This is a genomic window from Photobacterium chitinilyticum, assembly GCF_004104355.1.
In the GTDB taxonomy this organism is placed as follows: Bacteria; Pseudomonadota; Gammaproteobacteria; order Enterobacterales; family Vibrionaceae; genus Photobacterium; species Photobacterium chitinilyticum.
The window spans coordinates 738356-761044 of sequence record NZ_RJLM01000001.1; the positions used below are offsets into that span (position 1 = coordinate 738356).

Consider the following 22689-nt stretch of genomic DNA (forward strand, 5'->3'; position numbering starts at 1 on the left):
GATTTAAGTAAATGAAATGTTTCCAACATTTAGTTAAACTGAATCAATCTCATATTAATAATAAACAACGATGAATACAGAACAGCAACTGACAAAACGGGCTGCGCTTCATTACCTTCTTGCTGCCGGGATCTTTAGTCTGTATGGCGGGCGAGTATGCCCGTTTCTCGATACGCTTTCGGCTTGGCAGGCCGGATTTTACGCATTTGTGACTTTTTCGCTGATGTTTGTATTACGCTCACTTTGGATAAAAAGTGGTGATAGCATCCACTTTGTCGTGAAAAACCTGGCGATTTTTGCCATAGGGGCGATAGGCTTGTCCGTTTGGTATAACCTTTTCCATGATTTTCCTATCGAGAGCAGTTTCAAGGTGTTGTTTGGTATAGGCAGCCTTGGGGTATTGATCAGCCTGGATCTTTCTTTATATAGTCAGATCCTGCATTACCCTAAGCAGATTAATGCCTCGGAGCTGGCTGGTATCCAGAATTACCGCCATTCTCTGGCATTTCAAATGGCAGCAATGGTGATCTTTGTTGTTGTCTTACTGACAACAATATTGGGTATGATCATGCTCAAAGATGTACGTTGGCTGGCTGAGAATATTACTGTTACGGGCCCGCAGTCAGCGATAGTCAGTATCGTTAAAGAGTTTGCGTATGTTGCCGTTGTACTTGTCGCCTATACCGTCTCTATTATGTACCAGTGGCTAAAGTTATTGCGTTTATTGTTGGTAAATCAGCAGCAGGTATTAGAAGATGCCGCAAAAGGAGACTTGTCTGTTCGGGTGCCTGTTGTTCAGCACGGGGAGATGGGCGCGATTGCGCATTACACCAATGAAATGTTGATCCGGCTGGAAAAGAGCTACGATGAAGTCAACCTGACTCGTGATGTCGCTATTGTTGGGTTATCAGCCTTGGCAGAATCGCGGGATAATGAAACCGGTGCTCATATACTGCGTACCCAGGAGTATGTTCGCGCGTTAGCCAATCGGCTCAAGTATTGTGATGCTTTTAGTGACTACCTGACAGAAGAGAGGATTGACTTGCTGTATAAATCCGCTCCGCTCCATGATATAGGCAAAGTGGGTGTTCCTGATGCGATTTTGCTTAAGCCAGGTAAGTTGACGGATGAAGAATTTGAAACAATGAAGACCCATGCCTTGATTGGTGCTGAGTCGATAGCGACAGCCGAGAAACAAATGGGCAGTTCTAGTTTCCTGTTTCTAGCCCGCGAAATTGCATTAACTCATCATGAAAAGTGGAACGGAAGCGGTTATCCGGCAGGGCTTGTTGGCGAGGAAATCCCTCTATCTGGTCGTTTGATGGCATTAGCCGATGTGTATGATGCCCTGATCTCGAAGCGAGTGTATAAACCTGCATTTAGTCATGAGAAAGCGAAGTCGATTATTTTGGAAGGAAACGGGACGCACTTTGATCCGCAAGTGGTTGAGGCTTTTCTAGAATGTGAAGAAGAGTTTGTGCACATTGCCCATAATTATCAAGATCAAGAAGCCATGGTTGCTTAATAACAGTCTCTCGCCCTACAATATTATCAATAGCGAATGCCCGTCTTTAGCGGGCATTTTTAATATCTTAGGTATTATGACAATCTACACCCGTGTTTGATTATTCTCGCTGATTAAAATGGCGAAAATTGCTGTGTGAGTTATGAATCTAGGGGTAATTAAATATCTTTAATTGATAGTACTGAGTTGTTTTATTAGCAACCTGTATAGTTTAAGTAACGATTACTATTTATCAGTGTTGCTGTCTTTCCGTTACTCTTGATGTTGTTAGAAAGGGTGTTTTTAGGGTGATTATTCTATTTTGGTTAACTTTATGATGTTAAGGTATTAGGTCAATGATGTTATTAGCATATTCTGAATATTGACGTATAAATAAATACGATTGATATTGTATTTGTAAGATAATATCTGGTACTAATAGCCGCGATGGAATGTCGTCAGGGCCCCACTACGATTATTAACCTGCAAAGAGTTTTATGCCTAAACCTCCCAAGTTGATCATGTGTTTTTTGAGAGCACTACTACTAGTCACTGCTGTGACTTTTCCATACAGTTCTGTTGCTGCTCAAACGAGTTACCAGCCATGCATTCAGTTTTTGAAGTCTATTGCGGCAGATAACGATCAACCGTTGTTAGACTTGTATATACAGTCTGTAATTACTCCCGATGAAGCAAAAAAGCGACTGCTATCCCTGACAAGAAAAGTAAACCCAGCCCACTCAACTGCTCGACAGGCTTTGTATCTGTTGATTCAGTACAACATTGAACAAGCCGAAGGGGATAATGATGCTAAGGCAATGGGTTATATCAGTCAGTTGAAACAGCTTGGCGAGCAGACCAACAGTAAATGGATGATTGCTGAGGCGGTATTGGCCGAAGCCGCCGAGTTGGTAGATAAACGCAACTATGAGTTGGCAGAATCAATGCTATCACGTGTCGAGATCTTAGCTCGGGAGATAGGTTATCACTCGTTGTTGGCCCGGACGCTAAAGTGGCAAGGGAATATTTATATTGATCGTTCAGACTACAAGCTGGGGTTACAAAGTTATCAGAACGCGTACGAGATTTTTTCTAGTTGTGGCGACAAGTTGCAAATCGCTCGCGTATTATCAAATATATCAACTGTTTATATTCGTATGGAAGAGTGGTCAAAGGCTGATCATTACATCAATCAAGCGATTGATTTATATCATGAACAGGCGTTTTCAAACCCATTTGCCGAGGCGATACTCCATATCAATGCAAGTGTTATCGATAAGTACCTTGAGAGGCCTGAGAAACGCTTAGCACATATCCGTGAGGCGATGGTACTGGCTGCCAAAACCAGTTCCTATAGAGTAAAACTGACGGCGTTGATGAACTTAGCGGCGACACAGCTTGACCATAATAAACCGCAGAAGGCACTCGAGAGTTCTTTAGCATGTTTAAGATTGGCTGAATCGTTCAATGAACCTCGGGGAATTGCGAACTGTAATGAAAGTCTTGCTGAATCTTATTTACAGCTAAATCAAACGGATAAAGCTCTGGAGCATGCTTTTTTGGCATTGGATACTTATGAGCAGCGTGGAAACCGTAAACGCTACATCTATGTTAGCAACATTATTGCTGATATTTATGAGATAACGGGAGACTACAAGCTGGCGCTGAAGTATTACAAACAGTATGCGGTGGATGGCAAAGAATACTTGTTTGATGTACGCAGGAAAGAACTGTTTGATTTGCAAGAACGGTTTGAAGCAAAGGAAAAAGAGCACGAAATTATTCTATTGAAAACGGAAAACTCCTTAAAATCAGCACGGTTAGCAGAGCAGGAGGCCAGTGAAAATATGCTTAAGATTGGTACTGCATTTATTCTGTTTATTTTGTATTTTCTTTATCGTCGATACACAAGTATTAGCCGGAATAATGTCGCACTTGAGCTGTCGAATGCTGAGTTAGCCACTCAATCAATGCAAGATCCCTTGACCTGTCTTTATAATCGTCGTTATCTAGAAAAGTGGCTGAAAACAGCCTCGTCACAACCAGCACTGAAAACGACTTTGGCTGTGTTGCTCGATATAGATCATTTCAAATCAATTAATGACAAACTGGGACACGATGTGGGGGATCAGGTGCTTATCTTGCTTGCTCAGCGTCTGAAAAATGCATCATGCAACGGAGACCTGAACGTTCGTTGGGGGGGCGAGGAGTTTGTGTTGATTCTCAATACTACTGAGTATGAGGCTGATAGCGTGCTGGAGTGTTTACGCTTGGCGATAGCCGAAACTCCTTTTTTAACCAATGTCGGAGAGGTAACAGTGACAGTGTCAATGGGAGCGGTTTTCATCCGGTCTCCGCAACAGCTGGAAAGTGAATGGGAGTCGATATTGGTTGCCGCTGATAAAGCGCTGTACAGTGTTAAATCGGCAGGCAGAAATGGTTTTAAACTCGTCACATGCTAAAGTTGAATGCTGTGGTTGCAGATCCCGATTGTAGATTTAAAATCTATATTTCTGCTAGTAAAACTCATGATTTGTTGCTTCTACAAAGGGTAAATTGATATTCTTTGATGGAATGAAACTGTGACTGTTAGTGGATAATGAGAATAAAGAATCTTGCTCCTGCCAAGCTAAGTACAAGAACAGCTCTTTTGTTTGGAGCCGGTCTTTTTGCTATTGCTGCTATATGTTTGTTTTGTGCCCGCTATTTTTTTCTGATGAATCTCAATGATATTGAGCAACAGCAAATTCTTAAGCACAGTCACCAAGCTAGAGCCATCATCGACATACTCGTTCACAGTCAGGGGGAGCGTTCGTACGATTGGGCTAACTGGGACGAGAGTTATTACCTAGTAACTAAAGGTGATGAAGCCTATCGAGATCGAAACCTTTACTATGATGGTTTGAAGAATCTAGACCTTGATATGATGCTCTTTCTGAATCGAGAAGGAGAGGTTATCGAAAGTTCGATGGCTACAGCGCAAGGGCACTCTTCATCCATACAGACAGAAGTTATTGAGCAGATATTGTCTTTGCAAGGCACTGGTGAGTACCTGAATGATCTTATTAGCGGTCGAATCCCAGATGTTCAGGCTCAGTCCGGTTTTATTTCGGTCTCCGGTAAAGTCTTAATTGTCAGCGTCACACCAATTCGAAATAGTCTTTCAGATAGCCCAGTTGGCGGTTGGCTAATATGGGGGCGTTATCTCTCAGCTGTTTTCCCTAGCTACTATAGTGAGGTACTTTCCGCAGAAAATACTTTGGTTGCAGTAACACCTCAAGACAGCATTGAGAGTAAATCTATACCGCTAACCCAGATCGAGAATGACGGGAAAGACCTGGCTGCATGCGTTGTTCTGAATGATTTCAATGGCAAGCCGTTGGCTATTTTGAAGAGCAGTAGAGCACGCACTATTTTCCAGGAGGGGAATCAGCTTATTAGCTGGTTGGCCGTTGCTATGCTGGTTGCAGCCATTTTTACAGGGATCCTGACATTGCTTGCTTTTCGACGAAAAGTGGGAAGTCGTTTTATTGCTTTGGAAAAAGGGCTAGAAGCACTGGTTCGAGATGAATACAGCACGCGTATGGTTGTTGATGGTAACGATGAGTTCTCGATGGTGGGTGAGGTGATTAACCAAATTCTGACTAAGTCATCCCATACCGATTCTGCACTCAATGATGTAGCCCAAAAGTTTGAAGCCCTGTATAGCACGAGCAATCTTGGTTTAGTCATTGTGCTTGATGGCCAGATTGTTGATGCAAATGATACGTTAGCCTCTATATTACATTATCCGTCGGGCAGGGTACTTATTGGCCAGCCTCTTTTGAATCTCTGTCCGGAATCCGGTGAACAGAGTTGTAAGATCGAAGCCATGTATAAGGCTGTTTTAGCTGGGCAAAGGCACTTTGATACCGACATGTTAGCAGCAGACGGTAGCTGGGTTGCCTGTAAATTGGAAGTGACGCCAATTAAGCAGCAAAATGGTGAGGCACTGATGTTGTCCGTTAAAGATGTCAGTCAGCAGAAAATGCAGGAAGGGTTGATTAAGCAACTGGAAAAGTACGATACGGTTACGGGGCTCGTGAACCGTCAAACGCTGTTTAAATTGCTAGAGTATAAACTGACTGATAAACAATATCTTACATCTACCTCGCCATCGCTGCTCTACATCAGGATAGAACGATTTAATATTGTAGCAGGCGCATTTGGTCATCAAATGGCTGATGAGGTGCTGGTGGCGATTGCTCGAGAGCTGAAGCGTGTCGTGGGCAAAGGAAGCTTGGGGCGAGTTGCGGATAGTGAATTTGCATTCGTATTAACGGAAGGAAGCCGATTTACTCCTTATCGTTATGCCAAGGCGATAATTGAGGCTTTAGATAAACCTATATTGGTTGAAGGTGTCGAAGTCCGCCTGAGTGTTTCTGTGGGGTTGGTGTTAACAACAAAGCAGGCCTTATCAGCTGAGAAGATGATGAATGCGGCAGAGTATGCGACTTATTGTGCAGGATTGAAAACGTCAAGGATTCAGTTGTTTACCGACCGTATAGCGGAACAACAAAAGAAACATATCCTAATTCAGAGAGATATATCCAATGCTATCCGTGATGGAAGTATTTATCCAAAGTTCCAGCCTCTTATTTGTGGTACCACGGAAGAAATTTCTGGCTTTGAGGCATTGGCTCGATGGTATCATCCGGAATTGGGGGAAGTGTCTCCGGCCCAGTTTATTCCAATGGCGGAATCACGAGAGCTGATAATTGCACTGGGGAACAGGATTTTGGATAAGTCTTGTGAGTTTTTGGCGCAAGTAAATAGTCAGCGTCGGGAAGTTGGGCTAGGGCCTCTATCCGTACATGTGAACTTGTCTAGTCCTCATTTTTCGCATTCCCAGTTGCTTCCCCAAGTTCAGTCTGCACTTACTCGGCATCAGATTGAACCAGAGAATCTGACAATTGAAATTACGGAGAGTATGCTGATCGGTTCTACAAAACAGGTTATTCACCGCATGCAGGTAATAAAGAATATGGGAGTTAAGTTGGCACTGGATGACTTTGGAACCGGTTATTCTGCTTTGAATTCTTTGTGTGAGTTTCCGTTGGATGTGGTGAAGTTAGATCAGAGCTTTGTTAAGCGTATTGGTGTCGATTATCAGGGGGAGATACTGATCAGTAGTGTTGTTAGTATGTCTAAAGCATTGGGGCTCAAAATGGTTGCCGAAGGCGTTGAAACTGAACAGCAAAAACTCGCCTTGCAGGCACTAAATGTTGAAGAGCTTCAAGGGTATTATTTTTATACACCAATGTCTTATCAAGAGAGCCTGAAAGCTGCATTAGTCGGATATACAGGTTAAAGCCCATCCATTTGGTGATCCAGTAAGACGGGCAATAGAAACGTAAACTTGTTGTTTTAATCCAATAACCGGTATCGTTTATGGGGCAATCCGTATTGGGGTGCCATCTGATACATATTGGGCTATTTCTCTAATTTGTGGGTTGTTGACGGCAATACAACCGCGGGTCCAATCGACACCTTTATATACGAGAGGCAAATTTTTTCCGTTTGGCAGGCCATGTATAAAAATATCACCACCAGGATCAACACCTTGCTGCTGTGCTCTGAGTTTGTCTTGCTGGTTGGGATAGTTGATATGCAAACTTAAGTGATATCGACTTTTTCTATTTCTAAAATCAACTGTATATAATCCTTCAGGAGTCCGGTAGTCTCCTCTTTGTTGTTTATGTCCAACAGGTTGCTTACCCAAACTGATACTATATTCTCGGAACACAGTATTATTCTTAATAAGGAACATCTTTCTTTCAGACTTTTTTACCAGAACAAGGTCGGCGGTAGGTCTATCACTGAATGCCATCACACTCTGAGATGCGATAACTAATAATATAAAAAGTAAAGTTTTCATTAACTGCTTAATATTGTTATATATTTATTGAGTAAATTAATTGAAGTCTTAAATAACGAATAAGAGATATGTTTCATTACTTCATAAGCATCCTTGCCGCCATTATTACGAGTGAAATTGAATTAGCTTTGCATATGTTTTTATCGTTTTTGACATTGCTCTGACATGGCTGACTTTAGTCAATACAATATTAATTATCAACCTTGATTGTGCTTTTTATGAGGTGATGTTGATCCCAAATTCAGTGTTTTAATTTCAATGTATTGAAATGAATATATTAATTATTTTGCCTACAAATGTGTTTTATTTCGTCACTTTTTTGTCGTCAAAATGTTGACGTCATTTTGACGACAAATAGGCAATAAGCCAGAACATCTGTCTTACCGAATAATTCATTCGTCACAAGTTTAGATACTCGCTTACACTGAATTTGAGTAAGTTTGATATTATATACGCAACCAAGTGATTGCTTTTTTATTGGCAAGGTTCTAATTCATGCTACATAATCGCTACCAAATTTATCGTCAAGAAGACACATCGTTCAAATTGACTCAATCTTACAGCTGCTGGCAAGAGGTGGTTGAATTTGCTTTGAGGCAGCCGCTGAATACTAAAAAGAAAGCGTACATTGTTGATACACAAGCTGATTGTAATTGCGAAGATATCTTTCGAGTCGATGATTCAGGGAGTCTGATAGCGACAGGCCATCTTGCTCGAATCCTTTATGAGCAAGTGAAGTTATCACCGCTATCCACTTTAACGCTTGAGGGGGCAATTGAACCTCTGGCAATAACGGATGGTGTGATGGTGTTAAAGCCGCTGTCGGAGGCCTGCTATGAAATCCAATCACTAAACGGACAGGTTAGCATTACGACGGATCTTGCAATGAAGTCCAGTGTATTGGAGGCTCCGTTTACTCGCCATCAACACTCGGATAATGATGTTGCTTTATTGGTGTATTGCCATGATGAGCTGATTGCCACAGCATATTTTAGCCGCTATATCGAAGATCATCGTTTTCCGTTTCATCTGTCGGAGCTTTGCTATGAACTCTCTCTCCATACTGTGTATGTGGCGCCTGATTTCCGTGGTATGGGGATCGCGACATGCTTGGCCAATAGTATTGTTAATATAGCTCGTGTAGATATGACTCAGCTCCACCACCTGCTGCTAGAGGCAAATATAAGGCTTAAACCTTGGTTTTCAGCGTTGGCATTGACTCCCGGGGGCGAGGCGATCTGTGATATTTTAAGCGAGGCATTTGTAGAAATGAACGACGATGTCATTGAGGAGTTAATGGACGAAGGGGTGACGATTAGCTACCAGGACCCGATTATTTTTGTCGAAGGTATTGCTTAGCTGTACTTTTATTATGTGTTTCAGCTCAACTCTATCCATGGATGTATATCATTATTGCCTATACGGCATACTCGTATTGGGTTTTCCGCTGCATGCTAAATGAAGGTGAGGGTTACCACTGATGGTCAATCCATGCTTTAAACGTTGGTTTCGTTACTGCTCCGTTGGGTATTGAACATTGGCTAACCTCTAGCCCGTAATTATCAAGCACCTAACTGTGACAAGGTGCTTGATGGTGAAAAAAGAGCTGAAAAATGACTAGACTTCTTCTTTCATCGTACTTTCTTCCAAAATTTCAAGATTATCTACTGGCTTGAAAGTCGCTTTCTGTTGTTTTTTGGGGGGCTGATCGCGCCCTAGCATAAGCAGGCAAGGTGTCAGAATAAGAGTCAATAAGGTAGCAAAGGTAAGGCCGCCGGCAACTGCTGTTGCAAGCTGTGACCACCATTGGGTGCTTGGTGCACCAAACTCGACTTTTCTACTGATAAGATCAATGTTCATCTCCAGTACCATAGGCATTAACCCCAATACTGTAGTGATTGTCGTTAACATAACGGGACGTAACCTCTGGGAGCCGGTATGCATAATCGCTACCGTTTTTTCGTAGCCTTTTTGCCGTAATTGGTTATAGGTATCGATTAATACAATGTTGTTATTCACCACAATGCCAGCAAGGGCGATGACACCAATTCCCGACATAATGATGCCAAATGGCCGCTGGAATAGAAGTAGACCCAAGAAGACGCCGACTGTAGAAAAGAGTACGGCACTTAGTATCAATAAGGCTTGATAGAAGCTATTGAACTGAGTCACGAGGATCAGTCCCATTACAGCCAGTGCAACAATAAATGCCGACTGGAGAAAGCGGGAAGAATTATCTTGTTCTTCGTTTTGTCCGCGAAGTCTAACATTGACGGAATCAGCCATCGTCATGCTATCTATAGCTGCCTGAACGTTGGGAAGCTCAAGACTTAGGTTGTAGCCGGGAGCCACATCAGCCATGACTTCTAGTACTCGTTTTCCATCAATACGGCTGATCGTGTGTTGCTTGGGAGCTGGGGCGATACTGGAAAAGTTGGTAATCGGTATTAACCCATACTGGGTTTTGATTCTGAGTTCGTCAAAGCGTCCGATGTCCCGTTTGTTTTGAGGGTAGCGGACAAGAATGTCGACTTCTTCGTCGGTATCATCGGGTAAATATTCGCCAATTTTGAGTCCATTTGTCACGAACTGGACGGTATTGCCAACTAGTGTCGCATCACCGCCATATCGGGCCGCATCATCGCGACTAATGTTGATTTCCCAGTCGATCCCAGGCTTGTTGCCTGAGTCTGAAATATTGGTAAAGGCAGCCTGAGACTCAACCCAGTGGCGAATTTGCTGGATTGCGTTAGACATTTCATCATTACTTGTGCCGGCTACCTCGATGATAAGGTCGTGGTCATTCGGAGGACCCGCTTCCGGAAACTTGAACTCCAGTTCGACACCGGCCAAGTCGTGTGTCTTTGTGCGTAGTTCAGCAATGATATCTTTGATAGGGGCGCGATATTGCCAGTCTAGCGGATTAAGCTGGATATAGCCTATTTGGTCATCACCGCCAGTACGGGTGTAAACACTGCTGATCCCTTCTGTTCCGATGATCCTCGTTTCTATATCTCGCATCAGCTTATCTTTTTCATAGATAGACAGATCACCGTGTGAGCGGACTTTTAACGAAAAGTGGGAAGGGTCAACTTCTGGGAAGAAAACAACGCCCAACCCGGCTTTTGCATAGCCAAAAGCAACCAGGGCAGCGAACAGTAGGGCACCAACAAGAATTTTCAGAGGATGGTGAATAGCGATGGCAAGGCTATTAAGGTATAACCGAGTAAGCCCTTTGGCCTGGTCGAACTGTCCTCTTTCAAGTGCCAATTTACGCTGATGTTCTTCCTTGTTGGCCTGTTGAGGTTTGCCAATGACACTACCTAAAACCGGTACAAATAACAGCGCCATAATCAAGGAGGCACTTAGCGTGGCGATCAGGGTCAGAGGTAGGTAGCGCATAAACTCACCAGTGATATCTGGCCAGAATAACATTGGTGCGAAGGCTGCCAATGTTGTTGCTGTAGATGCCGTGATAGGCCATGCCATTCGCTTTGCGGCTTCCTGATATGCTTGCTTGCGGTGAATTCCTTCTTGCATCCGGCGATCGGCATACTCGGTGACCACAATGGCGCCGTCAACAAGCATCCCCACCGCCATGATCAGACCAAACAGGACAATAATATTAACGGTAAGCCCGCTGATGGCGAGTATGAGCAAACCGGTCAAAAAAGACCCGGGAATCGATATTCCGACTAGAAAGGCGGTACGGGAGCCAAGTATTGCCAGTATAACCACCACCACCAAGATAATCGCCGATAAGATGTTGTTTTGCAGGTCTACGAGGTTGCTTTTGACTTCTTTCGACTGGTCTAGCGTGTACTCAACCAGTAGGTTGTCAGGCCACATTGCCATCTGCTGCGCTTCTTTTACCACCGTTTTTACGATCTCAACGGTCTCGATGATATTTTCACCGCTTCGTTTTTTTACATCCAGGACAACTGCGGGCTGGCCGTTGAGGCGGGCAAAACTGTTGGGATCACGAAACGAGCGACGTACCGTCGCAATATCACCAAAGGTAATGACCTTGTTTCCGTCTACTTTGATAGGTAGTTCGAGAATGTCTTTCAGCGAGTCAAAAACCGAGGGTACTTTTACTGAAAAACGGCCGTATCCACTGTCAATAAACCCGGCAGCAACTACACGGTTGTTGCGGGAAACAAGATTGAATACATCGTTTTGATCGAGGCCATAGCTCTCCATCAGCAGGGGTTCGACGACAACCTCGACGACATCTTCCCTATCCCCGGCAATATCAACTTCGAGTACTTGTCGGTAGCTCTCGAGCTTGTCCTGAAGTTGTTTGGCAATTTGCACCACTGTTCTTTCAGGAACTGTGCCGTAAAGTACCATCGATAGAACAGGGTCAAAACTTGCAATGGTGACCTCTTTTACGATTGGTTCGTCACTATCAGCAGGCAGTTTTGTTTTGGCTATATCGACAGCTTCACGAACGTCAGCCAGCGCTTCTTTGAGATCAACGCCGACAGTGAACTCAAGTACCACAGAGGCATAGCCTTCCGCGGCAGTTGCTTTCATTTCTTTGATGCCTTCTATTGAACGCAGTTCTTTTTCGAGAGGACGAACTAGCAAACGCTCTGAGTCTTCGGGGCTGATACCTTCATGCGAAACAGATGTATAGATAATCGGAATAGTGACATCAGGATTAGATTCTTTAGGTACTACCTGATACATGATGGCACCAGCGATCAAGAGGAGTATTAACAAGGTGATCATGGTCCGGGAGCGACTTAATGCCGCATTGATAATAGCGAACATTACTCATTCTCCGTTTGGTGTACAGGAATGACTTTATCTCCCTCACGCACAAAACCTTGACCGACAGTAATGACATCAACCTGATCACCCACACCGCTAAGCCATATACCGTCGGGCTCTACCTTGACAATAGCGATTGGGACGAAAGCAACACGATCATTATTACCAAGGGTTTTAATTCCCAAGTTTCCTGATTCATCCAGAGCAAGCATCGAAGGTGTGACCTTGATAGCCGATTGTTTATCAAGACTTAACTCGACGTCAGCACTGATCCCGGCCGTCATTTTCATACCTGGGTTCGGGATTTCGACTTCGATTGCGAAGGTATTGGTCTGTGCAGAGGCAACGCTTGCCTGATATCTGATTTTACCATCGGTACTAAAGCCATTTAGTAGGGTAATATGTGCTTTCTGTCCGGTATGGATTTTCTGTATGTGGCGCTCACTGGCATCGGCATTGATCACTAGTGGATCAAGGTCCACAACTGTCGCAACTGGATCTCCAATACCCAGGTAGTCCCCTTTCTCAACGTGCAGTGTTTCGACAATCCCATCGAAAGGGGCATTGATAAGGGTATTTTCCAGTGCCAGCTCCAGGTTCCTGACTGATGCTTTGGCTTCGATCAGCGCCGCTTCTGCCTGGCTTAATGCGACTTCACCCTGCAAACCACGCTCTCGAAGAGATTTGGCCGCTTTATGTTCTTTGTCACGGACTCGCAATAATGCCTCGGCGCGTTTAAGTTGCAGTTCTCGGTCAGCTTTGTTGAGTCGGATTAAAGCTTGGCCTTCAGTGACACGCTGCCCTTTACGAACAAGGAGCTTGTCCACGGTTCCCGATACCTCTGCGCCTAAGTTTGCCTGTCTATCCGGGGCCGTTCGTCCGTATAGTGATACGGAGCGGTGTGTAGGCTGTGATTTAAAGTTGGTTACAATCACCTTGGCAAGCGGCGCTGATTGTTGTTCCTCCTCATGCTGGAGTGCATTTTCGCTATCTGATGCACCACTGAGCAGCCATAATCCAATAGACAGTAGTATGGCAACCGAGATGATCCAAGGTTTTTGAGAAAGAAACCGGCGAACTGAAATCATGTATCGCAATCCTTGTATGGCGAGTGAGGCAATAGTAACGTTGAATATTAACTGCCGTAATATTTGCTCAGTAGCTGTATTGTTGTTGGTTATTTTATCATCGTTGTATAATCGTTGATGTGTAACTGTTCACGATTGATAAATTAACAGTATGAACATGTATTTGGTTTAGGTTTCTTATTATTAGAATATAAGCATTTTAGACTTAATGATTTTTCTGAAACTCCAGCAGGGTTCAAATTTTTTTCATCCAACTTGCTCCATTCGTTCAGGTTATATAAAAACCTAATATACTCACCTCTTATTGATTGTTCTATTAGTTGCGGCATTGATCTTAATTTACTTCAGTAAATATAACCTGAATGTATAGGGGAAGTGCTCAGATTTTTGTTCATCTATCTGCCTGTATATTAAGTTGATAGGAATGAGTTTTTTCCTGGCTAACTTTCTATTCTGTGTTGATGGTAATACGCGGTGCTTTTACTGATTAAATTGGTAATTAACCCATCAACATAAAGACAAGAATATGGAGTGAAGGATGAAACAATTAGCACTTTCAGCCTCTGTCGGCGACGGTGGCGTCAATAAACAGGAAGATATTCGTGCAATCCAGCAGGCGTTGAACTGCCTGAAAAATCACATTGGCTTGAGTGAATTGCTGAGTGTTGATGGTTCTCTTGGTCAGGTTCCGTCGAACTCGAATACGGTGAAGGCTATCTGTAGTTTTCAACGTAAAATCATGGGGTTTTCAAGGCCGGATGGGCGTGTCGATTGCTGGGAAAGTACCCATAAGGCGATTAATGAACTTCTTCAGGGGAGTGATAATAAAGCTGAATGGTTTTTTCCTTCGAAGGTTGAGCCTCAGGTTGGTTTGGCAGAAAGCGATTATCAACATGCAGCCGAGTTGCTAAGTTGTGATATTGCAGCCATTAAAGCGGTATCGGACGTAGAGTCGGCGGGGAAGGGGTTCTTGCCTGATGGGTTGCCGTGTATTTTATTTGAAGCCCATCAGTTTTCCAAATTTACTGATCACCAATACGATAGCAGTCAACCTGCTATTTCATCACGCAAGTGGAATCGCAGTCTATATAAGGGCGGCGAGGCGGAATATCCTCGTCTAAAACAAGCAATACAGCTTGATAGAACGGCGGCATTGAAGTCTGCCTCGTGGGGGCGCTATCAAATTATGGGCTTCAACCATAAAAGTGCAGGATACCTCGATGTAGAGAGCTATGTTCAAGCGATGTTTGAGTCAGAACGCAATCACCTGATCGCATTTGTATACTTCATCAAGTCAGATCGACACTTGTTATCAGCAATTCAAAACCATCAATGGGAAGCTTTTGCCAGGCATTACAACGGCCCTTCATATCAAACCAATCACTATGATGAAAAATTGCGACAAGCCTATGAGAAACACTCGATTGCTTAATTACGATGATGGAGAAATGACATGGAAAATATACATATGATCAGGGAAAAAATCGCAGACGCAGGCACGCAGGCGAATTTGTATGAGCTGAGAGCAACTCTGGAAAACTACTTGTTCAAAGGAGATGCGGCGGATCGAGGTTTGGGATTGTCCGAAATATGGGAAAAGAGCTTTAATCTTTTTGCTCCGTTACAAATGACAATTTCTGCTCTTAATTATGCAGGTGATGATCAGCTTAATGACGAGTTTATTGAATTATTTAATAAAGGGCCTGCCATCTTGGATATTAGCGGCTGGACATTAGAAGCGGGTTCGCCAGATCAGCGCCTTGTTTTTCCTGCTGGTTCGTTGATCCAGCCTCTATCGATGATACGGATCTACACCGCTCAGAGAGGCAGCTACTATTTCGGTAGTGAGAGGCCAATTTGGAATAATCGTGGTGATGAGGCTTTGCTTTATGATCACAATATGGAGCTCGTAAGTTCCTGGTGTTATGGAAACAAGGCGCACCAGTATGTTGATATTTCGTATATTAATGTTGATGGTGAGCAGGAGAGATCCGAAGGCGACGAATATATCGAACTTACAAATTTCAGTAAACATCGTGTCGATCTCAGCGGTTGGCAGATTAACGCCTCAAGTGGAAACAGTTTTACTTTTGATGTTGGTACTTATATTGAGCCTAACGGTAAGCTTCGAATATATACCAATAAGCAGGATCTCAATGCCAATGAGCTAAGTTTTAACTGCAAGCGTGCGATATGGAACAACACGGGTGGGGGAGGAAACCTACTTGATCACCTGCAGATGATAGTATCGGAATACCATTACGGCTTTGAGCCGCAGCGATGAATCGTGGCTTTGAGTCACAATTATTAGTCGGTAATTCAATGTGTTTATAGGGGGGATTTCCCCCTTTTTCTATTGTGATGGTATTTTGATTGTGAGAATGAAACGTCTAAAGGATCCACAACATAGTAGCCACCAGAAGGTTGTTGCGACTCAAGAGGTTCTGCAGATTGTCGAAGATGGTCAACGCTTATTGCACTTCGTTGCTCGCCATGGTCATCAAAGGTTAGATTCCGACGCTGCTCAAATCATCATTGATGCTCAGGATAAAATAGCTCGGGGAGATTGGTCTGTTGAGGATGAGGTAGCCCTTCTTGTTAGTTTCGATTGTCTGGCGACTCATGTTTATCCTGTCACGGTTGAAAGCATCAAAGCGGTTGTTCCTAGAGCAGACCAAACAAAGTGCAACAAAACTCAGGCAGAAAAAGTTGTTGCGTGGTATCGGCGGTATACTGTTGCCACTCTAATTTTTTTACTGTTGTTCCAGGTGTATTATTTATTTGGGCATGATATTAAACACAACCTAACCACGGCATTTGAAGCAAGGACCCAGGCTCAATTGGCCTTGGAGCAGGCTACTGATACGAGCGAGAGGAAGAAACAACTAGAGTTTGAGCAGATTGACCAAAGGCTGGATGCGAACTATCGGCTATTACAACAGTGGAATCGAATATGGTCTTTGGGTGGAACACTATCAATTGATTTGCCGGAACAAAAACTTCACCAGTTTCGAATCGCTTTTTTTGCCCATGTCTTAGCTGCCGAAGCGGTGCTGACTATGCTGCAAAACTACTTGCTTCCTTTGTTATATGGCCTTTTAGGGGCTTTTATTTTTGTTTTACGTAATCTGTTACAACAAATCAAATCGTTGACCTACACAAACGCTCGAGAAGTAGGGTTTCGTTTACGGCTGACGCTAGGATCTCTTGCGGGCATGATCACAGGCTGGCTGTTTAAACCAGATGCCGCAATGGAAGTGATAACCCTATCTCCAATGGCGATTGCCTTTGTTGCCGGTTATAGCATCGAACTGCTTTTTGCCTTGCTAGATCGCATTATTGATAGCGTTAAGCGCTCCCTACCTAAAGGGGAACGATCCGGGACTAATCCTTCACAATAGCGGCTTGCTCGTTTGATTATTCAAATTGCTTGGCTACCATGGCTGCTTTCTCACCGAGCGTTGCGAAATTGTCGGTGCCTTTTGCCATAATCTGTTGTGCTTGCTCTATAACTTCCAGGTATTTAGGATCACCGGTAGCCAGCAGCTGTGATAAGGCAACGCCTATAGCCGTTGTGCTGATTGTATTGAGGTTGCGAAGGTTATCGGTCGCATCTTGAACTGCAATGGCAGTAGATTGAGCGACCGATTGTCTTGCTTTATTGGTTGCGGCATCACTGACCATAACAATGATTACTTAGCCACCAGAGTGGCGTAAGATCAGCGAGCAGGATGTAGATCCGTTACTGACAGCTTGCATCCCGTGCTGTATTGCGACAGCGTTTTGCATAAGCAATCCGACGGAATCGGCCATAGCGGCTTCGCTAAGTTGGTTAATTATTTCGGTGATAGCAGTATTTTCTTCCACGCTTGCCTCCTTGTATACAGAGTGAGTGCCAGCACTTTATTTGCTCACTTGCTCCATTGCAGAAAAAGATTGTCTATTTGGTGCTCCTTTATCAATCGGAAGGGTTATAGATCGGAGATCTGCTGGTTGATGGCTTTCATCGCGCTAGCAAGCTCCTTACTGACGGAATCCATCATCTCGCTCACTTGGTTTTCAATTTCGCTGGCTTTTTGAAAAGGCTCAAGGTTGTTTAGCTGTTGTTGGTTTTGCTCAAATATAGAAGCGACCTCAAGCTGCTTGTCCTGTGTGAATTTTTCGATGTATGCGAGTTGATCGCGTGACTGAGCCGCCACATCGTCAAGTTTGTTCATTCGTTCTTCTCTCCGTCGCTATTCCGTCGTAAAAAGTTGAAGATATTTAACTTTCTTTTCTTGTTGCTAGGGACGCTTTGGCCGTTCTGTGGTTCGACGTAGATTGGTTCAATGTCACGGTTTGCAAGAGGCGATGGAACATCTGTAATGCTAGGAGGCGCGACATCTTTAATATTGGAAGCTGAAGGCTGGGCTTGGGATTGCAAAAGACGTGCACAGGCATTGGTGACTGATGCTGCTGTTGTCATTTGTGACTGCTGTTGGTTGGCGACGGCATTGTGCATTGACAAGCCGATGGTTTCAGCAAATGTCGTTTCAACTAACTCTGTCGGTTGGGAAGAGAAGGCCTGCTGTGTGGTTAGAGGCCCCTCATTTTCGATGGTGTTACGTTGATCTGTACTCATATTGGATACCTTTACGTTGGGTTAATAACAAGAATATATCCAGCTTAAAGGATGCCTAGGGTTTCGAATCGGAGTAATTACGCTTTATTGCCGTTGAAATGATGAATGGGTTTATTTTGGATAATAGTTGGTGTTATGGACATAAAGTGAATAGCGATGAAATGCAGAACTCTTTGAGGTTATTATAACGGGAAGCACCTAACTTCCCTAAAGGTCAGTTATTGCTTTCATCCTGAAGTACAGTCGCTATTTTTTCACCGACAATACCGAAGTTATCTGCACCATTTGCAACAAGTTTTTGGGCTTGCTCGATAACGTTATAGTATTTTGGATCGCCAGTTTCAAGCAGCTGATTAAGGGCAACCCCAATAGCTGTTGTGCTCAGTGTATTTATATTGCGCAAGTTATCGGTGGCATCTGATAGCGCCAAAGCCGTGGATTGAGCTATAGACTGTTGGGCGGTATTTGCCGCAGAGTACTCAGGCTCTGGTGGTTTATTATATTGCGACATACATGTCTCCTAACCGAGATTAAAGCCTTTGCCAGGGGGCTGACAAAGGCTACTGGGGTAAGCGATATTATTTCGAATCTTTCTCGATAATACCCTCGGCACTGCGTCCGATGATGGAGCTACCAATCGACATCAGGGAATTGACTCCCTGAACAGTTGCGGCTTGCATCGTGATGTGAGCCTGCTGCTGTGCTGCGGTGGCATTGTGCGCCGCATTGCTCAGAGCATGGCTGGTCGACATTAATAGATTACCCATTGCCATCGCAGGTGTTTCACCAACAACTTTAGTATTAACCTGAGTGACAGAATCTGTTACTTGCTCATTTACTGGCATAGTTATTTCCTTTCATTGATTATTATTTAAATTGAGTTAGTGCGATTAGCCTTTTTCGATAATATCTTCAGCGCTTCGTCCGACGATGGAACTACCAATCGACATCAGGGAGTTCACCCCCTGTACTGTTGCCGCTTGCATCGTGATATGGGCTTGCTGCTGTGCTGCGGTGGCATTATGTGCCGCATTACTTAGTGCATGACTGGTGGACATCAATAAGTTGCCCATTGCCATTGCTGGTGTGTCGCCAACGACTTTGGTGTTCACTTGTGTGACCGAGTCGGTCACTTGCTCATTTACAGGCATAATTTCTCCTTAATTATTGCCAGATGAATAAATTAACCTTTCTGCAAAATGGCTTCTGCGCCACGTCCGATTACAGCAGTGCCAGTTGCCATAATTGAATTGATTCCTTGTACTGTCGCCGCCTGCATAACTAACCCTGCCTGCTGGTTAGCCGATGTGACATTCAGCGCGGCGGTGCTGAGAGCCTGGCTGGTAGACATCAATAAGTTGCCACCAGCCATTGCCGGTACGTCACCGAGTACTTTGGTATTCACTTGCGTCACGGAATCCGTGACTTGATCATTAACAGGCATAAAATGCTCCTTTTTCATCGTGGAAACTGCTTTGCAGTTGTTTCTTCAAAAAACGTACAGCGTGGTGCCGACGTTTCTTTAAAGCCCTTGTTGTTGGTATGTGAATATCATAGTGATTTGCTATTGCTATAAATTGGCGAAAAATATGTTTTATAAGGTGATTTAAATTAATTTCATTTTTTAAATCGGAACAATACGGTAATTTCAGAGTGTTGACCCTGTGCATAATTATTTATTCAATCAGCTGGTTTTCTTTTCTACATCTGTCTCTATATTGTCTTGGTGTTAATTTGGTTAGTTGTTTGAACTTTTTCTCAAAGTGACTCAGATCACCAAACCCTACGCTATAAGCGACATCTGTTATTTTTGATAAAGGTTTGTTGTTGATAATAGACTTTGCTTTTTCAATACGAACTTCTGTTAATAGTTGTTTAAAGCTTCTCTTCAATATGCTTCGGAATAGGAATGACAGGTGAGAAGCACTAACAAAGGAACTCTCGGCAAGTTCATTGAGCGTGATTTCTCGGTGGTAGTTATAGGAGATATACTCAATGGCCTTTTTTACGCTTAAGTGGGTATGCTCAAACTTATCGATATCGCCATTTATGATTGATATGGCAATATTATTATCTTTTTTTTCTTGCTTTTTTAATGTTGGGTCAAAAGCAATAATTTCATTGCTGCCAATATGCTGTTTGTCACAAAATGTAATTAAGCGGACAATGTAGCGTTCAAGTTCTTGGCTATTGCCTGGCCATTGCTTGTTACTTAGGAGTTTTACTGCATCAACAGAGATACTTGTAGGGGAGACCCCTTGGCTATTACTCTCAATGTAATATTTAACATGAATGTTGATATCATGATTTCTTTGTTTAAGAGGTGGAATGTAGATATCCAAAATGTGAGGGAGGTAGAGTGAAAGGCTGGAAGAGAATTTATTATTCACACGATAGTTGAGGTCTTCAATTGATGATAATATCAAACGTATATTATTGCTTTTTAACTGGTCTCCTAAACCTTTTAATGTGAAGAGTGTAATCAGGATGTCTAGCTTCTCTTTGTTGAGATATTCTAAATTACTGAGGTATAACGTACCATCCTTAGCAGCCATTAATGCATAGGCTAGATTGCGTTGAAATCTTTTATCGCTGTTAATTTGTGCACTGACTTCGATAAATTCGCCAGGCCTTGATAGTTCGGAGGCGTGAATATTCATTGCGACAGTGAATTTCTCACACCCTGGTTCACCATAAATGATGACTGGAAATTGTGATTTGACGGCTTTCCTAATTTGATCTTTTACTTTTTTTATCGCAACAGAATTACCAAGGATAGGGGGAGGGGCTACTGAGGGAGAAGTGATTTCGGCCAAAGACATCAAAGGTTGTTGAGAGGATAAAAATTCCCCCCATTGATTTATGTCGTTAAAGTCCTCTTTGAAATGTGCATTTTCAAATTGTGCTTTTCCTAATTGTAAATTGTACTTTTGATCATGAGGCATCCTATTCTCCACTTCGTATGAGTATTAGCATTTCCATCTGGTGCATATGCTGCTTAGTTAACGTAACTGAAGATTCTCTTCTTAAATCGGTTGATAATACGAATTACAGAGGGAAATGTATGAAGTCAGTGGATTACTTGTTACTTTTGAGGCTAATGGCGCGAAGCTTAGGAAAAAATTTTATAGAGGAAAGAGGAATCGAGATTTATTTGTATTTGAAATACTAGATTTTCCTGACTTATAAGATGGTAATTTTCTATATCCAGAGCGACTATTTTAAGTGAAGTTGAGAGCCATATCGAACATGATTAAATATGTAGTTTGTTAGTATGATGTTGAATTTCTATTGTTTAGGAAAAACAAAAAAGCCTGCTCGTGAGAACAGGCTTTTCTAATATGGTGCTCGCTACTGGACTCGAACCAGTGACACCTTGCATGTCATGCAAGTACTCTAACCAACTGAGCTAAGCGAGCAAATTGTACCGCGTGACAATAAGCTATTGCGCATTGTCTAAATTTGGTGCTCGCTACTGGACTCGAACCAGTGACACCTTGCATGTCATGCAAGTACTCTAACCAACTGAGCTAAGCGAGCAAATTGTATTGCGTGACAATAAGCTGTTGCATATCGTCTAAATTTTGGTGCCCGCTACTGGACTCGAACCAGTGACACCTTGCATGTCATGCAAGTACTCTAACCAACTGAGCTAAGCGGGCAAATTATTACTATTTCTCATTCGAGAATTGGTACGGCCGAGTGGACTCGAACCACCGACCCCCACCATGTCAAGGTGGTGCTCTAACCAGCTGAGCTACGGTCGTACTATTGAATGTTCCTGAGAACAAAACTGATATTAAACACTTCATTCTAACGGTGCAAGTGCAAGTATCCATAAAATCAGAAAAAAGAGATTGTTTGCTTACACTTTGCTCAAAGCGCGAGTCGAATCGGCAGTTTTTAGTGATTTCCGCACTAACTTATTGTTAGTTAGTGCGAATATAATTGGTTGTTATTGCTCAGTTTCCACTGCTGTTTCTGTGGTATTTTCGAGGGTGTGAAACAGCCTTTCGAAAGTTTGAGTAAGCTTATGAGTTGGCAGTAAGTGGATTAGCGGTTGTTGATGGTAGTGCGACTCTTTCATTTTGATCGAAAGGGGGAGATAAGGTTCCAGGATAGGTAATTCGAGATCACTCAGATCGGCAATGATTTGAGAAGGGAACTTGGCCTGAGCATTGAACATATTGACGATCACACCTTCGACTTCCAACTTGGGATTGTGATCTTCTCGGAGCTCGGCCACATTGTTGAGAAGAGTGATAAGAGCTTGCTGAGAAAAACTATCACAATCAAAGGGGATCAACAGACGTTTGGCGGCTATCAGAGCGGCTTTACTAAAGAAATTCAGGTTGGGTGGGGTATCAATGTAGATACGATCATAGCTTTTCTCCAGTTCATCTAACGCATCTCTCAGTTTATAGATCTTGTAACGTCGCTCGAGCTCTGATTCAATCTTTTCTAGTTTCGGGCTAGAAGGGATAATCTCCAGGTTGGAGAAAGGTGTCGGCTGCGGAAAGTCTTTTACTGGTGTTGAGACAGAAAACCAGCCAACAGTCTGACTGAGTAAATCGGCAACAGTTCTATTGCTCTCACTGTTAATATCATAACCGAGGTAATGGCTACTGTTGCCTTGTACGTCGAGGTCAATCAACAATGTTTTATAGCCATTTGCTGCACTCAAAGCGGCCAAGTTTGTTGCTATGCTTGATTTTCCCACTCCGCCTTTTTGATTGAATACTACCCGACGCATTGTTTCCTACCTTGGAATATGTGTATT

At 43.2% G+C, this 22689-nt stretch carries 20 protein-coding genes and 4 tRNA genes; 7 read left to right on the forward strand and 17 right to left on the reverse strand.

Annotated elements, in window-relative coordinates; translation table 11 throughout:
- Positions 1 to 70: 70 nt before the first annotated feature.
- From EDI28_RS03120 to EDI28_RS03130, 3 genes are all read left to right on the forward strand, one after another.
- Positions 71 to 1525: an HD-GYP domain-containing protein gene (locus tag EDI28_RS03120; RefSeq protein ID WP_128782364.1), complete on the forward strand. Its 1455-nt coding sequence runs from the start codon at positions 71 to 73 to the stop codon at positions 1523 to 1525.
- 476 nt (positions 1526 to 2001) lie between these two features.
- On the forward strand, positions 2002 to 3966 hold the full coding sequence (locus tag EDI28_RS03125) for a GGDEF domain-containing protein (protein ID WP_128782365.1): 1965 nt from the start codon (positions 2002 to 2004) through the stop codon (positions 3964 to 3966).
- 137 nt (positions 3967 to 4103) lie between these two features.
- Complete coding sequence (locus EDI28_RS03130) at positions 4104 to 6854, forward strand: EAL domain-containing protein (protein WP_128782366.1); 2751 nt, start codon at positions 4104 to 4106, stop codon at positions 6852 to 6854.
- Between the two features lie 78 nt (positions 6855 to 6932).
- Here EDI28_RS03130 and EDI28_RS03135 read toward each other — a convergent pair whose 3' ends face one another.
- Positions 6933 to 7421, reverse strand: a complete 489-nt coding sequence (locus tag EDI28_RS03135) for a L,D-transpeptidase family protein (protein ID WP_128782367.1) — start codon at positions 7419 to 7421, stop codon at positions 6933 to 6935.
- A gap of 495 nt (positions 7422 to 7916) precedes the next feature.
- Between EDI28_RS03135 and EDI28_RS03140 the strand changes: the two genes are divergently transcribed.
- Positions 7917 to 8780: a GNAT family N-acetyltransferase gene (locus EDI28_RS03140; RefSeq protein WP_128782368.1), complete on the forward strand. Its 864-nt coding sequence runs from the start codon at positions 7917 to 7919 to the stop codon at positions 8778 to 8780.
- 258 nt (positions 8781 to 9038) lie between these two features.
- On the opposite strand, the gene EDI28_RS03145 is transcribed toward EDI28_RS03140, so the two are convergent.
- Both EDI28_RS03145 and EDI28_RS03150 read right to left on the reverse strand, forming a co-directional pair.
- Entirely contained in the window at positions 9039 to 12200 is a 3162-nt protein-coding gene (locus tag EDI28_RS03145) for an efflux RND transporter permease subunit (RefSeq protein ID WP_128782369.1), read from the reverse strand.
- The gene (locus tag EDI28_RS03150) at positions 12200 to 13288 is read right to left on the reverse strand and encodes an efflux RND transporter periplasmic adaptor subunit (RefSeq protein WP_128782370.1); all 1089 of its coding nucleotides are present in this window, start codon (positions 13286 to 13288) and stop codon (positions 12200 to 12202) included. Before EDI28_RS03150 ends, EDI28_RS03145 begins: the two co-directional genes overlap by 1 nt.
- A 538-nt stretch (positions 13289 to 13826) precedes the next feature.
- Here EDI28_RS03150 and EDI28_RS03155 point away from each other — a divergent pair.
- The 3 genes from EDI28_RS03155 (at position 13827) to EDI28_RS03165 (ending at position 16689) form a co-directional block, all read left to right on the forward strand.
- Positions 13827 to 14720: an N-acetylmuramidase family protein gene (locus EDI28_RS03155; protein WP_128782371.1), complete on the forward strand. Its 894-nt coding sequence runs from the start codon at positions 13827 to 13829 to the stop codon at positions 14718 to 14720.
- A gap of 21 nt (positions 14721 to 14741) precedes the next feature.
- Complete coding sequence (locus EDI28_RS03160; protein WP_128782372.1) at positions 14742 to 15572, forward strand: lamin tail domain-containing protein; 831 nt, start codon at positions 14742 to 14744, stop codon at positions 15570 to 15572.
- A gap of 97 nt (positions 15573 to 15669) precedes the next feature.
- Positions 15670 to 16689, forward strand: coding sequence for a hypothetical protein (locus EDI28_RS03165; protein ID WP_128782373.1), 1020 nt, complete (start codon positions 15670 to 15672; stop codon positions 16687 to 16689).
- Positions 16690 to 16705: 16 nt separating this feature from the next.
- Here EDI28_RS03165 and EDI28_RS03170 read toward each other — a convergent pair whose 3' ends face one another.
- The 14 genes from EDI28_RS03170 to EDI28_RS03235 all read right to left on the reverse strand — a co-directional run bounded on the left by EDI28_RS03170 (position 16706) and on the right by EDI28_RS03235 (position 22662).
- Positions 16706 to 16972, reverse strand: a complete 267-nt coding sequence (locus EDI28_RS03170; RefSeq protein WP_128782374.1) for a RebB family R body protein — start codon at positions 16970 to 16972, stop codon at positions 16706 to 16708.
- 12 nt (positions 16973 to 16984) lie between these two features.
- Positions 16985 to 17155, reverse strand: a complete 171-nt coding sequence (locus EDI28_RS03175) for a RebB family R body protein (RefSeq protein WP_233353257.1) — start codon at positions 17153 to 17155, stop codon at positions 16985 to 16987.
- 104 nt (positions 17156 to 17259) lie between these two features.
- Positions 17260 to 17505 carry a hypothetical protein gene (locus EDI28_RS03180; protein WP_128782375.1) on the reverse strand — a complete coding sequence of 82 codons (246 nt, stop codon included), beginning with the start codon at positions 17503 to 17505 and terminating at the stop codon, positions 17260 to 17262.
- Positions 17502 to 17909 carry a RebB family R body protein gene (locus EDI28_RS03185; RefSeq protein ID WP_128782376.1) on the reverse strand — a complete coding sequence of 136 codons (408 nt, stop codon included), beginning with the start codon at positions 17907 to 17909 and terminating at the stop codon, positions 17502 to 17504. The genes EDI28_RS03180 and EDI28_RS03185 overlap by 4 nt, the downstream gene beginning before the upstream one ends.
- Positions 17910 to 18123: 214 nt before the next feature.
- The gene (locus EDI28_RS03190; protein WP_128782377.1) at positions 18124 to 18420 is read right to left on the reverse strand and encodes a hypothetical protein; all 297 of its coding nucleotides are present in this window, start codon (positions 18418 to 18420) and stop codon (positions 18124 to 18126) included.
- 67 nt (positions 18421 to 18487) lie between these two features.
- Entirely contained in the window at positions 18488 to 18754 is a 267-nt protein-coding gene (locus EDI28_RS03195; protein ID WP_128782378.1) for a RebB family R body protein, read from the reverse strand.
- Positions 18755 to 18799: 45 nt separating this feature from the next.
- Positions 18800 to 19060 carry a RebB family R body protein gene (locus EDI28_RS03200; protein ID WP_128782379.1) on the reverse strand — a complete coding sequence of 87 codons (261 nt, stop codon included), beginning with the start codon at positions 19058 to 19060 and terminating at the stop codon, positions 18800 to 18802.
- 32 nt (positions 19061 to 19092) lie between these two features.
- Positions 19093 to 19353 (reverse strand): RebB family R body protein, encoded by a 261-nt coding sequence (locus tag EDI28_RS03205; RefSeq protein WP_128782380.1) that lies wholly within the window; start codon positions 19351 to 19353, stop codon positions 19093 to 19095.
- Positions 19354 to 19585: 232 nt separating this feature from the next.
- Positions 19586 to 20854, reverse strand: coding sequence for a helix-turn-helix domain-containing protein (locus EDI28_RS03210; protein WP_128782381.1), 1269 nt, complete (start codon positions 20852 to 20854; stop codon positions 19586 to 19588).
- Between the two features lie 397 nt (positions 20855 to 21251).
- Positions 21252 to 21328: transfer RNA gene (locus EDI28_RS03215), tRNA-Val, on the reverse strand.
- Between the two features lie 44 nt (positions 21329 to 21372).
- Positions 21373 to 21449 (reverse strand) — tRNA-Val (locus EDI28_RS03220).
- 45 nt (positions 21450 to 21494) lie between these two features.
- Positions 21495 to 21571: transfer RNA gene (locus EDI28_RS03225), tRNA-Val, on the reverse strand.
- Positions 21572 to 21599: 28 nt separating this feature from the next.
- Positions 21600 to 21676: transfer RNA gene (locus tag EDI28_RS03230), tRNA-Val, on the reverse strand.
- A gap of 188 nt (positions 21677 to 21864) precedes the next feature.
- Positions 21865 to 22662, reverse strand: a complete 798-nt coding sequence (locus tag EDI28_RS03235; RefSeq protein ID WP_128782382.1) for a ParA family protein — start codon at positions 22660 to 22662, stop codon at positions 21865 to 21867.
- Positions 22663 to 22689: the final 27 nt, after the last annotated feature.

Coding starts and splice junctions, on each gene's coding strand:
- EDI28_RS03145 (WP_128782369.1), bottom strand. CDS start 12,200: ATGTTCGCTATTATCAATGCGGCATTAAGTCGCTCCCGGACCATGATC.
- EDI28_RS03190 (WP_128782377.1), bottom strand. CDS start 18,420: ATGTCGCAATATAATAAACCACCAGAGCCTGAGTACTCTGCGGCAAAT.
- EDI28_RS03150 (WP_128782370.1), bottom strand. CDS start 13,288: ATGATTTCAGTTCGCCGGTTTCTTTCTCAAAAACCTTGGATCATCTCG.
- EDI28_RS03235 (WP_128782382.1), bottom strand. CDS start 22,662: ATGCGTCGGGTAGTATTCAATCAAAAAGGCGGAGTGGGAAAATCAAGC.
- EDI28_RS03130 (WP_128782366.1), top strand. CDS start 4,104: ATGAGAATAAAGAATCTTGCTCCTGCCAAGCTAAGTACAAGAACAGCT.
- EDI28_RS03125 (WP_128782365.1), top strand. CDS start 2,002: ATGCCTAAACCTCCCAAGTTGATCATGTGTTTTTTGAGAGCACTACTA.
- EDI28_RS03180 (WP_128782375.1), bottom strand. CDS start 17,505: ATGAACAAACTTGACGATGTGGCGGCTCAGTCACGCGATCAACTCGCA.
- EDI28_RS03170 (WP_128782374.1), bottom strand. CDS start 16,972: ATGGTCAGTGATGCCGCAACCAATAAAGCAAGACAATCGGTCGCTCAA.
- EDI28_RS03140 (WP_128782368.1), top strand. CDS start 7,917: ATGCTACATAATCGCTACCAAATTTATCGTCAAGAAGACACATCGTTC.
- EDI28_RS03185 (WP_128782376.1), bottom strand. CDS start 17,909: ATGAGTACAGATCAACGTAACACCATCGAAAATGAGGGGCCTCTAACC.
- EDI28_RS03160 (WP_128782372.1), top strand. CDS start 14,742: ATGGAAAATATACATATGATCAGGGAAAAAATCGCAGACGCAGGCACG.
- EDI28_RS03195 (WP_128782378.1), bottom strand. CDS start 18,754: ATGCCAGTAAATGAGCAAGTAACAGATTCTGTCACTCAGGTTAATACT.
- EDI28_RS03205 (WP_128782380.1), bottom strand. CDS start 19,353: ATGCCTGTTAATGATCAAGTCACGGATTCCGTGACGCAAGTGAATACC.
- EDI28_RS03120 (WP_128782364.1), top strand. CDS start 71: ATGAATACAGAACAGCAACTGACAAAACGGGCTGCGCTTCATTACCTT.
- EDI28_RS03210 (WP_128782381.1), bottom strand. CDS start 20,854: ATGCCTCATGATCAAAAGTACAATTTACAATTAGGAAAAGCACAATTT.
- EDI28_RS03135 (WP_128782367.1), bottom strand. CDS start 7,421: ATGAAAACTTTACTTTTTATATTATTAGTTATCGCATCTCAGAGTGTG.
- EDI28_RS03155 (WP_128782371.1), top strand. CDS start 13,827: ATGAAACAATTAGCACTTTCAGCCTCTGTCGGCGACGGTGGCGTCAAT.
- EDI28_RS03165 (WP_128782373.1), top strand. CDS start 15,670: ATGAAACGTCTAAAGGATCCACAACATAGTAGCCACCAGAAGGTTGTT.
- EDI28_RS03200 (WP_128782379.1), bottom strand. CDS start 19,060: ATGCCTGTAAATGAGCAAGTGACCGACTCGGTCACACAAGTGAACACC.